The following is a 12,524-nucleotide window of genomic DNA, read 5'->3' on the forward strand; positions in this document are numbered from 1 at the left end:
GTGCTTTCCACCAAGCCAGTAACTTCTCACTTAGTTCGTCCCGCTTCTGACCATTGCCGGATACAAGGTTGTTGGTGTCGGCTGGATCTTTGTTAAGGTTGATTTGGATTTAGGTTTGCCAGAGTCTCTGCAATAAATAAAAGGAGTTCGCATGAAATCCGTGCGAGATGCTTCGTAGTTATAGCATGTTATTGTCTGGTAGTTAGCAGCAGCAATCAATGAATAAGACAAATAAAATTATTATTCTATAAATTCGATAGAGATTAGATATTTAATCCCTTTTTAATAAATTTGTGCAGGAATTGTGAACGCCTGGTGCGTTGAACTTAACATTACTCATCTTACTAAAATACAATTCATGAAAACAAGATTTCTATATCTGTTATTCCTGACGTTTCTCGCGACGGGATCTGTCATTGCCCAGCAAAGGGTCATAAGCGGTATCATCACGGATGCCAATGACGGCTCGCCGCTTCCCGGTGCATCGGTGGCGGTAAAGGGAACCTCGTCGGGAACGCTTTCCGATGCAGACGGTGCTTTCAGTTTAAGCGTCAACGACGATGCGGCTATCCTCGTCGTTTCTTTTATCGGTTACCTGGCCCAGGATGTGGCGATTGGCAATGGTGATAAAATTGCCGTTGCATTGAAAGCCGACACCCGGATCCTGAACGAAGTGGTGGTGACAGCACTCGGGATCTCGCGGGAGAAGCGGGCATTGGGTTATGCCGTCCAGGAAGTGAAAGGTGAGGCGTTGCAAACGCGTCCTACCAATGCATTGAGCGCGCTTTCTGGTAAAGTGGCTGGCTTGCAGGTTGTTACCTCAGGTGGTAACATGGGTGGTTCGTCTCGTGTGCTTTTGCGTGGTGTGAATTCTATTTCTGGAAATAACCAGCCCTTATATGTGATCGACGGAACGCCAATCGACAATGCGGACCTGAACAGTGCGGCTACCAGCTCGGGAAGCGGCGGAAAGGACGTGGGAAACATGATCCAGGACCTTAACCCGGATGATATCGAGAACATTTCGGTGCTGAAAGGACCTTCGGCGGCTGCACTTTATGGAACCAGGGCGGCGAACGGGGTCATTTTGATCACAACCAAAAAGGGAAAAGAAAACAGCAAGGTTAACATTACGCTGAACACGGGCATCGAATTTGAGCAGATCGTGCGGTTGCCCAAGCGTCAGAAATTATATGGCGGCGGTTTTTCAAGCACATTTCAGCAGGCGAACATTGGCGGCAAAGATTACAACATTGCAGAATATGCCGTAGACGAAAGCTGGGGGCCGAAGCTGGACGGAACGCCCGTGCTGCATTGGTATAACCTGGATCCTGAAAATACGGCGGATTACCTGAACCCGCAGCCATGGAGTTATCCTAAAAACGACGTGCATACATTCTTTGAAACGGGAGTTGCCAATACCAACAGCCTTTCCGTAAGCGGCGGGAATGCGAACTCGACTTACAGGCTTTCCTATACCAATAAAAATGTAAAGGGAACGGTGCCGAATTCTTCGTTGAAAAGAAATTCGATCAACTTTTCAGGATCGACGCAACTGGGTAAGTTGAAGGTTTACAACAATTTTAATTATATCAAAAACCAGTCAACGGGCCGGCCATGGACGGGTGCTACGAACAGGAACATTATCCTGGAAGCATTCCAGTGGGGCGCCGTGCAGGTGGATTACGAAAAGCTGAAAAACTATAAGAGGGCCGACGGAACGCAGATTTTATGGAACCGCAGCGGCTATCAGAACACGCCTGCGGGAGAGGCTGCCAAGTTCATCGATAACCCATACTGGTCGGCATACGAAAGTTACCTGGACGAAAACCGCGACCGTTTTTATGGTAACGTGGGCCTGGTTTACGACGTGAACAGCTGGCTGAAAGTGAGCGGAAAAGTGAATGCGGATGTTTATAATTACCAATATCAGGACCGCATTGCGGTGTATTCTCGTACGCAGTCGCAATACCAGGAGTATATCAATAATTTCAGCGAGTTCAACTATGAGCTGCTTGCTTCGGCTAACAAAAGCTGGGGTGATATCTCACTGAATGTGAACGCGGGAGGTAACATTATGAGCCAGAAACGCCGTGTGAGCGACGCTGTAACACAAGGTGGATTAATCATTCCTGAATATTACAACCTTAAAAATGCAAGCTCTGTTCTGGTGAATTCCAATGCTTACCGCAAGCAGATCAACTCACTTTTTGCGAGTTTCTCCCTGGGTTGGAAAAGTTTGCTTTTTGTAGACGGAACATTGCGTAACGACTGGTCGTCTACATTGCCGGTTGCCAGAAATTCCTTTGCATATCCTTCATTAACAACCAGTTTGATCCTCAGCGAGCTGAACGGGATCGAAGATTGGACTTGGCTTGACTTTGCGAAAGTTCGTCTGGGCTGGGCGCAGGTGGGTAATGACACGGACCCATACCAGTTGCAGCGTGCCTATGAAGCTTCGCAGTCATTTGACGGATTGGCTTCTTACAAACTGCCTACGCAGCTCAACAACCAGGCTTTGAAACCTGAGATCACAAGCTCCTGGGAAACGGGTCTGAGCGTTCAGGCATTTAAGAACAGGGTAGGGTTGGACGTGACTTATTATGATAACGTGAGCCGCAACCAGATCATTAACATTCCCGTTTCTTCGGCATTTGGATATGATTCCAAGGTGATTAATGCAGGTAAGATCAACAACAAAGGGGTGGAAGTAACATTAACCGGCACGCCGATCCGGCAGAACGGTTTTGAATGGAATTCGAGCCTGAACTGGTCGCGCAACCGCAATAAGGTGATTTCGCTTGCGCCGGGTGTAAACACATTCCAGCTGGCCAACAGCCTGGTAACATTGGTTGCGCGGGAAGGGCAGCCTTACGGGCAGATATTGGGGAATGATTTCATTTATGCAGCCGATGGCCAGAAAGTCATTAATGCGGACGGAACTTACGACCGCGGCCAGCAACTGACGCCGCTAGGAAGTGTTTTACCAAAATATCTTTTCGGTTTCCAGAACAGCTTTACCTATAAGAACTTCAACCTGGGCTTCCTAGTGGATGGCCGAGTAGGTGGAAAATTCTTCTCGCAAACCTATAAGGTGGGTATGTATGCCGGCGTCCTGGACAAAACGGCTGCCAACAATGTGCGTGAAACCGGCGTGGTGCTGGAGGGTGTGAAAGGAACAGTGAAATACAATGCAGACGGCTCCTACGAAGTTACTAACACAACGCAAAACGACACACGCATCACTGCACAAGCCTGGGCGCGTGGCGAATACAGCGGCCCGACGCCCCAGACGATCTTCGATGCAACATTTGTAAAGCTGAGAGAAGTTACATTCGGTTATAGCCTGCCATTGACCAACAAAACAGTGAAATCAATTTATTTCGGTCTGTACGGCCGCAACCTGGCCAACATTTATACCGCCAGCAAATACATTGATCCTGAGTTCACAAGCAGCGGCGGGAACATTCAGGGACTTGAAGGCGGAAGCATTCCGGTGCCTGCTACTTACGGCTTGAACGTGAATGTGAAGTTTTAATTTAAAGTTTAAAAGAGAAGACCATGCAAAAGTCCATATATCAAAAAAGCCTTCTTCCTCTTGCCATCGGCGCGCTTGCATTTCTTGCTTCTTGCAGCGACAGCCATTTTGAGGAAATAAATAAAGATCCCAACCGTCCCGGGAATACGACGACGACCACGATCCTGCTATCGGCTGAGAAACAGCTTATTGACAACATTCGGAACGAAAACAGCTCCCTGCGCGGGACGCAGCTGTTCGCTCAGTATTACAGTCAGAACATTTACAGCGACCAGTCGCGTTACGATATTCCGCGTTCTTATTCAGACACTTATTGGAGCAATGCTTACAAGGCGCTTAACAATCTGAACGAGATCATCATCCTGAACTCCGATCCTGCTAAGAAGGATGTTGCCGCTGCCGGTGTGGCAGGTACAAATGCAAACCAGATCGCTATTGCGCGGATTTTGAAAGCCTATGCCTTTCAAGGTTTGACGGATGTTTTCGGGAATGTTCCTTACCAATCGTACGGTAATCCGGATCCCGAGTTTCAGGCTTTGCAGCAGACGCCCGAGAACCTGAGCCCTGCCTATGCAAGCCAGCAAAAGATTTATCAGGACATTTTGAATGAGTTGAAGGCAGCCGGTGACACTTTGATCAAATACAAAGCAGCCAACACATTCGGCAACTATGATGTGATTTACAAAGGCAAAAATGAGTTGTGGGCAAAGTTTGCGAATTCGCTCCGCCTGCGCATTGCCACCCGGATCAGGACCAAGCTTCCGGCAGAATCGAATGCACACTTTGAGGATGCCCTGGCAAAAGGTGTTTTTACATCTAATGCAGACAATGCGGTTTTCAAATATCAGGCACTGGCCCCCAACGAGGCGCCGCTTTTCCGTGCAACTGTAACGGCGAACAGAAAGGACTTTGCTGTTTCGCACGTGCTCATTAATGTGCTGAAAGGTGAACTTGGAACTGTAAAAGTGCAGGATCCGAGATTGCCTGTTTACGCTACAAAGAATGCAGCGGGCGAGTACGTAGGCCAGCCTTACGGATTGCCGGTTGCAGCAGCCGGCTTACTCACAGCCACAGACGTTAGTCTTCCGGGAGCGGCAGTTAATGCAGCCAATTATGGTGAGGTTTTGCAGGAATATGCAGAAGTTTCTTTCCTGATTTCAGAGTATAAAAACTGGGATCAGCAGGCGTACATCAACGGCGTTACTGCCTCTCTGCAAAAATGGGGAGTTGCTCCGGCGGACATTACAACGTACGTCGCAGCCCTTCCGAAAGCCGACAAGGCCAACGTGCTGAACCAAAAATACCTGTCACTTTACACCCAGGGCGATGAAGCGTGGAGCGAGATCCGCCGCACGGGCTATCCCACATTCCTGGTAAAATCCGGCGATGTGGTGTGGCGCAGGACTGCGAATGGCCAGACGACGGATTATAAGTTTCAGCCGCTGTTCGGTGAAGGAGTTCCATTGCGCTTATATTATCCGCCAAAAGAACAAAGTGTGAACCTCGCCAACTACCAGAATGCGGTGAAAGCACAGGGAAACGACGACATTACCACCTTACTTTGGTGGAATAAATAACCAAGAATAGGATTAAAAAGACGTAATGGTAGCTTTCCAAGCCCGCTATTGCGTTTTTTTTAACTTTTTTACTAACCTACTAACTCTATATAGTTTATGTTTTTATATATTTGTGGCCAAACTAATCAAACTCCTTTATGCATTCAGTTATCCTAAGTAAGGGCTCTTATTGTTGGCGGTACATTATTGCTTTACAACCAGGAGGTTGCTTTTCAACTTTCTGACTCCAATTAAATCCAGACAACCATTATACCGCTAATTGCAGTAAGCATGAAAAATCGTTTTAAGTCAGCCATTCTGACAATTGCCTTTCTTTTTCCCCTCTATTTATTCGCGCAGGATGCCACCGTTAATGCCACGGTAACCGGGAAAGTACTGGATGTCGGCACAGACGAGCCCTTGATCGGCGCGACAGTTACCATTAAAGGGACAACCAACGGAAGTGTTACGGATTCCAACGGTGAATTCAGTCTCGTTACCGGCCAGATCCTGCCATTTACATTAATCGTAACCTATGTGGGTTATGTAAAAAAAGAAGTCCTGATCAATGAAAGTAAAGTCGAGATAAAACTCGCCGTGAATAATACGCAGCTGGATGATGTGGTGATTTCCTCCCGTCGTCGTCAGGAATCTGCCCAGGAAGTGCCCATCCCTATTTCGGTGATTGGCGGAACGAGGGCTGAGGATGCGGGTGCATTTAATGTGAACCGCTTGAAAGAACTGGTGCCTACCGTGCAGCTTTACGCTTCCAACGCAAGAAACACAACCTTGAACATCCGTGGATTGGGTTCTACTTACGGACTTACCAATGACGGGATTGACCCGGGTGTAGGTTTTTATGTAGATGGCGTTTACTATGCCCGTCCGGCGGCAACCGCATTGGATTTTATAGACATTGAACGCGTTGAAGTTTTGCGCGGACCACAAGGAACGCTTTTTGGTAAAAACACAACGGCGGGTGCATTTAACATTACAACGCGCGCCGCAAGTTTTACAACCGGTGCCAACCTCGAACTAAGCTATGGTAACCTGGGATATATCCAGGCAAAAGCTTCGGTAACGGGCCCATTGAGCAAAAAGCTTGCCGCACGGGTGTCTTTTACAGGAACGCAGCGTAACGGCACATTTTTCAATGAGCATACGCAACTGCCAATCAATGATATCAACAACATTGGTGTAAGAGGGCAGCTGCTATACACGCCTTCGGAAAAGGTCAACATTACGGTCATCGGAGATGTTTCAGATCAGAAACCTACGGGATATGGCTGGCCGGTGGCCGGGGTTGTAACAACCAAAAGGGCTGGTTACAGACAATTTAACAGCATTATTGCTGATCTGGGCTACACACTTCCTTACAAAAGTGCTTTCGAGCGCAGATTGGACTTGGACACTCCGTCCAAAGCAGATAACCGCTTAGGTGGTGTTTCCGTGAATGCAGATATCAAAATCGGGAACGGAACATTGACCTCTACTTCTGCGTGGCGTTACTGGAAATGGACGCCTTTGAATGACCGCGACTATATCGGACTTCCTGTATTTACGATTTCTTCGGGTAACTCCGCACATGATCAATGGTCACAGGAACTGCGTTATTCAGGGAAAATTTCTCCGAAGCTTAGCGGGGTGATCGGCGTATTCGGCCTTTGGCAAGACTTGACTTCTGACCCCGTTCAAACAGAAGAAGCGGGTTCTGCACAATGGAGGTTCGCGCAAAGCTCTACCAGCCCGTTATGGCAAACACCAGGATTGTTCGACAACTTCGGGATCAGAACAACAAACCGCATCAAAAGCACAAGTTTAGCCGTTTTTGCACAAGCTGACTGGGCTGTGGCCGACAAGTTCCACATTCTGCCAGGAGTTCGTTACAATTATGATAAGAAAGTGGTGGATTACAGCAGGGTGGCTTACGGCGGCTTGCAGACAACCGATACGGAATTGTTGAAACTGAAAAACGGCGTTTACAGCAACCAGGCTTTCAATACGGATTATGCTGAGGGCAATTTCTCGGGGCAGTTATCAGTCCAATACAGGGCCAGCACACGTTTCAATGCATATGCCACCTATTCGGTTGGATTTAAGCCAATTGGTGTGAATGTGGGTGGGTTACCAACAGCAAACGGGGCCGTTTTGCTTGATCTGGCGAAAGTAAAACCGGAATTTGTTGAGCACAAAGAATTTGGTATCAAAACAAGACCAACAGGCAACTCGGTTTTGAACCTGACATTCTTCCGCTCCGACATCGATGATTTTCAGACACAGGTGCAAACGCCTGAGCCTGGCGTAAACCGCGGTTACCTGGCCAATGCTGAGAACGTGCGTGTACAAGGTGCGGAATTGGATGGTAACATTCGTTTTGGCGCATTGACGTTGAATGCTGCGGTAGCTTATACAGATGGCAAATATGTGAAATTCACCAATGCTCCGGTTCCTTTGGAAGAAGTAGGCGGGCCGCAGGCTTTCAAAGATGTTTCGGGCGGACGTCTGCCGGGAATTTCTAAATGGTCTGGCTCTGTGGGTGGTGAAGTGATTGCGAAGGGAAAGTTGATTGGCTTAAAAGGTAACTTCTTCCTGAGCGTGGATGAATATTATCGCTCAGAGTTCTCTTCAAGCCCGTCCCCATCTCAATATCTGAACATTGATGGCTACGGTCTGACAAACGCAAGAGCGGGTTTCAGAGCTTCCAACGGCATCACATTCTTCCTTTGGGGACGCAATTTGTTTAACAAAAATTACTACGAACAATTGCTTGCTGCGCCGGGAAGTTACGGACAGTACGCCGGGATCGTTGGTGATCAGAGAACTTATGGAGTTACTTTAAGATATTCTCTTTGATAGAAGAGAAAAGTGTAAAGGTTCAAGAAAACGAGAAGCTGCGTAATGTGGCTTCTCGTTTTCTTTGTATTAAAATGTAAAAACCAACGGCCATTTTGGAAGAGAGCAGCGGGGCTTGGACGTGCCGTCAACCAAAAAGTAAGTACTCGTTGTCTCACAAAGATTACATCTCCTGGTCAATGTCAACTGCAAAAACTTCTGATCTGAAATCAGTCCGTTGTGGATCAAAGAAGGGGCCCCTGGCCTTATCATTAAAGATCGAGAAGATAATGCCCTTCATTTTTGATTCGAGAACGTTTCAATAAAAAAAGTATAAGTCACACTTATATCGTTGTATTCTAGCTTGTTTTTAAAGGAATCCGCGGAATATTCACGCTCCAAAAAAACAGGCAATTGGCGTGATCAACTGCCTGTTTTTTTGACACAAAAAAAGGGAGCTCTGTACAGAACTCCCTAACTCTACCTGGTTACGTTTCCACGAAGGAAAGAGGCTTGACCAGGCCTACGTGATACAAACAAAACACATTATACTGGAAATTCTAAAAAAGGATGAAAAACTATATCTCAAAATATCAATCTATAACCACAACCTGGACTGACTTTTTTAACCAAAAGCAGATAGCAACAATTGTAAAAATATGGAATCAGACCTTGATAAATTCATAACCGCCCAGGAGCATGACTATGATGGGGCTTTGGCGGAGATACGGCGGGGGCGGAAGCAGGGGCATTGGATATGGTATGTTTTTCCGCAGATTAAGGGGTTGGGTATGAGCAGCACTTCGGTGCATTATGCGATTCAGGATATCGGGCAGGCGAACCGTTACTTGCAAAATCCGGTTTTGGGGAACAGACTGATTGAGATCTCAAATGCGATCCTGGCTATCGAAGGCAAGTCAGCCAACCAGATCGTTGGAAGCCCGGACGATATGAAGTTACGGTCCAGTATGACCTTATTCAGTATGACCGATGACGCAGATCCTGTTTTCCAGGCTGTCCTCGATAAATATTTTGATGGTAAGCCGGATCAGAGAACCATCGAAATCCTCAATAAACAGCATTGAATGTTCCCCATTGCGTTTGACCCTATATATAAGTACCCGGTGCCGGACGGGCATCGTTTTCCGATGGATAAATATGAGCTGCTCCCTATGCAGCTACTGCGCGAAGGCATTGCGGTGGAATCGGATTTTTTCAGTCCGGAACCTGTTGATATGCAGGCAGTATATGCAGTCCATGATCGCGCTTACGCGGACCGCATCGTTCAGGGAGCGCTTAGCAAGCAGGAAATGCGGCGTATCGGTTTTGCGCAGTCGCCTGTGCTGGCGGAACGGGAGTTGCGGATAACCAACGGGACAGTGCAAGGCGCGCTGAAAGCATTGGAAACAGGAATCGCATTCAACATTGCAGGCGGCACCCACCATGCCGGACGCGATTTCGGGGAAGGATTTTGCATGATCAACGACCACGCCGTTGCAGCCCAGTATTTAATTGATCATAAGTTGTGCAGGCAAGTCCTAATTGTTGATCTGGATGTGCACCAGGGCAATGGAACAGCGCAGATTTTCACAAATCAGCCGCTGGTTTTTACATTTTCCATGCATGGGAAAAATAACTATCCTTTCAGAAAAGAAAAGAGCGATCTGGATGTGCCGCTGGATGATAAAACCGGTGATGATATTTATTTAAAGATATTGGAAAACACACTCCCTGAACTCTTAGAGCAGGTAAAGCCCGACTTTATTTTCTACCAGGCAGGTGTTGACATTCTGCAAACCGATAAGATCGGGCGGATGTCGTGCACGGAGCGGGGGTGCCAGTTAAGGGACGAAATGGTAATGCAGCTGGCCCACAAGCACAGCATTCCCATGCAATGCAGCATGGGCGGCGGTTATTCTCCGCAACTCAGGACCATTTTGAATGCGCACGCAAATACATATCGGGTCGCCAGACAAATATTTTAGGTTAGCATCATTAACGGGCACAATTTTTAAACAGCTCGCGATCCGGACTGGAACAAAAATATTTGAACATAAAATGCACTCAATGAAGCAGCTCAACCGATTTTTGCTTTTTATCTTACTCGTATTGCCTGCATACGGCCACGCGCAGGACAAACTCGCGCCGGTCGATCTGAAAAACCACATCTGGTTTAAAAACAGCATTATATATAATCTCGAAGTAGGGGTTTTTAAGGATAGCGATGGAGATGGCCGCGGCGATTTTCAAGGGCTGATCGAGAAGCTGGACTATATCCGTGCATTGGGTGTGGATATAATCTGGCTGGCACCTTTTCAGCCTTCGCCGGGCAAGGATGATGGGTATGATGTAGCTGATTTTTATGGCGTTGACGAGAAGTTGGGGACAAGCGGTGACTTTGCCGAATTCGTTTTTCAGGCACAAAAAAGGGGCATTCGGGTAATTATCGATCTCGTGATCAACCACACATCCGATCAGCATTCCTGGTTTCAGCAGGCCCGAAAAAGTAAGGATTCCAAGTATCGCGACTGGTACATCTGGTCCGACAAGCTGCCGAAAGACTATAACAATGGAATGGTGTTCCCGGGCGTGCAAAAGGCGGTTTGGGATATGGATACACTGGCCGGGCAATATTATTACCACCGTTTTTACCCTTTTCAGCCCGATCTGAATTTTGCAAATCCCGCCGTCGTGGAAGAAAGTCAGAAGATCATCGGTTACTGGCTGGGTCAGGGCGTTTCGGGCTTTCGCCTGGATGCGGTGCCATTTATTATTGAAATACCTAAAACAGGCAGCGAAAAACCCAAGCTGGACTACAAATTCCTGATGGATATCAGGCAGTTTGCACAAACGCGCAGAGCTGATGTCGTCATTCTTGGCGAAGCTAATGTTGTGCCTGAGGAAAATCAGAATTACTTTGGAAAAAATGGGGAGGGCATGCAAATGATGTTCAACTTCTTTGCCAACCAGTATTTATTTTATGCGCTTGCTACCGGCAACATTGATCCTTTCAAGAAAGCCATTTCCGAAACGCAGATCATTCCGGACGCCTCGCAATGGGCACATTTCCTGCGCAATCACGATGAAGTAGACCTGGGAAGGCTATCCGATAAACAGCGACAGGAAGTTTATGCCAAGTTCGGCCCGGATACCAGCATGCAGCTTTACGACCGGGGCATCCGCCGGCGGCTGGCAACCATGCTGGGCAACAACCGCAAGCATATGGAGCTGGCTTACAGCCTGTTATTTTCACTCCCGGGAACTCCCGTGATCCGCTACGGCGATGAGCTCGGGATGGGCGACGACCTTCGTTTAAAAGAACGCATTTCCGTGCGCACGCCTATGCAATGGACAGCGGAAAAAAATGCCGGCTTCACAACAGCTGATACAGCCTTCCGTCCGGTAATTGATTTCGGTGATCATGGTTATAAGAAAATCAATGTTGAAGATCAAACCCGGGACTCAGCGTCGTTGCTGAACTGGACGACGGCATTGATTAAACTCCGCAAATCCTGCCCGGAAATCGGGTTAGGAACCTATAGAATCCTGGACGCCGGTTCAGCCGCTGTCTTTGCGATCCAGTATGAGCATGAAGGGAAATCGCTGGTGGTGCTGCACAATTTCAGCGACCGGCCGACACAGTCGAGGATTAACATTCCCGGAAATAAATTATTGGTCGATCTGATCGATGAAGACGATCAGAAGGCTTCCGATGGGAAATACAGCATTAAGCTTGATGGCTACGGCTATAAATGGTTCCGGATTAAATAGCCACGGAATGCTCGGGATTGGCTTCCATAGCAATGCCTGCCAGCATATGGTCAAGGATAGGCGCGCACTTTTCCTGGCACGCCGGATAAAACTGGCCGTGTTTCCAGAACGCAGATTTAGGAGACATTCCCCACCAGAATTCGGCCATAGCCAGCGGTTTCATTTTATTGAGAAAGGCGTGTTGAAGCAATTTAGGAGCAGCACATTCACCTGCGCCGGCGGGCGGGTTTTTGTAGGAAGCATCGGCAAATATGTCTCGCAAGCTCTTGCGCGTGCCTGCCTGGTTTAGGAAGCTGTATTGATCGAAAATCGCGTTTTGCAGGGAAAGCGAGTGACCTTTCCTAATCGCCTTCAAGTTCTGGATCTTTGCTTCAAACGCTTCGCCTTTGTCGAATTCCAGCACTCTAATCGCTTCGTTAATGCGTGAAAGTTCGGTCATGCCTGCATTCAGGAAGCCGCCTTCTGCAACGCCGTCGAAGATAGGAGGGACGAATTTGGCATGGTGATTTCCCCCGGCCAGCTTTCCCGAGAAGGCAGCGAGATAGCCGATCTGACGCTGCTCTGTTTCCACCACCAGCACGCCGAACATTTTACCAATGATATTCTCAGGATCGTCAGACAAGCCGAAATTATGTGCCCATTCCTGCTGTGTTTCCAGATGTGATTGCAGCATGGAAACGGCCAGTAAGCTTAATGGATGCGGCGTATAGTTGAATGGGAATGTAAATTTCTCAGGTAACACATACCGCTCCGCGTGCTCGAACGGCGTGAAATAATCTTCTGAAATGGAGGTTAATGAAGTTGACAATAGACAGGCGGATGCTGGA

At 47.8% G+C, this 12,524-nt stretch carries 7 protein-coding genes; 6 read left to right on the forward strand and 1 reads right to left on the reverse strand.

Annotation, left to right across the window (positions count from 1 at the left end):
* Positions 1-358: 358 nt before the first annotated feature.
* The 6 genes from NFI80_RS04215 to NFI80_RS04240 all read left to right on the forward strand — a co-directional run bounded on the left by NFI80_RS04215 (position 359) and on the right by NFI80_RS04240 (position 11,697).
* A complete protein-coding gene (locus NFI80_RS04215; protein WP_235164795.1) occupies positions 359-3,538 on the forward strand; it encodes a SusC/RagA family TonB-linked outer membrane protein in 3,180 nt (1,059 codons plus the stop codon).
* A gap of 23 nt (positions 3,539-3,561) precedes the next feature.
* Complete coding sequence (locus NFI80_RS04220; RefSeq protein ID WP_235164794.1) at positions 3,562-5,115, forward strand: SusD/RagB family nutrient-binding outer membrane lipoprotein; 1,554 nt, start codon at positions 3,562-3,564, stop codon at positions 5,113-5,115.
* 270 nt (positions 5,116-5,385) lie between these two features.
* Positions 5,386-7,947, forward strand: coding sequence for a TonB-dependent receptor (locus NFI80_RS04225; protein ID WP_235164793.1), 2,562 nt, complete (start codon positions 5,386-5,388; stop codon positions 7,945-7,947).
* Between the two features lie 638 nt (positions 7,948-8,585).
* Positions 8,586-9,011 (forward strand): DUF1810 domain-containing protein, encoded by a 426-nt coding sequence (locus NFI80_RS04230; protein ID WP_235164792.1) that lies wholly within the window; start codon positions 8,586-8,588, stop codon positions 9,009-9,011.
* Positions 9,012-9,911, forward strand: coding sequence for a histone deacetylase family protein (locus tag NFI80_RS04235; RefSeq protein WP_235164791.1), 900 nt, complete (start codon positions 9,012-9,014; stop codon positions 9,909-9,911).
* Positions 9,912-9,993: 82 nt separating this feature from the next.
* On the forward strand, positions 9,994-11,697 hold the full coding sequence (locus NFI80_RS04240; protein ID WP_235164790.1) for an alpha-amylase family protein: 1,704 nt from the start codon (positions 9,994-9,996) through the stop codon (positions 11,695-11,697).
* On the opposite strand, the gene NFI80_RS04245 is transcribed toward NFI80_RS04240, so the two are convergent.
* Positions 11,690-12,505, reverse strand: coding sequence for a pseudouridylate synthase (locus NFI80_RS04245; protein WP_235164789.1), 816 nt, complete (start codon positions 12,503-12,505; stop codon positions 11,690-11,692). The genes NFI80_RS04240 and NFI80_RS04245 overlap by 8 nt on opposite strands.
* Between the last annotated feature and the right edge of the window lie 19 nt (positions 12,506-12,524).

Origin of the sequence: Dyadobacter chenhuakuii (assembly GCF_023821985.2) — a bacterium.
GTDB classification, from domain to species: Bacteria; Bacteroidota; Bacteroidia; order Cytophagales; family Spirosomataceae; genus Dyadobacter; species Dyadobacter chenhuakuii.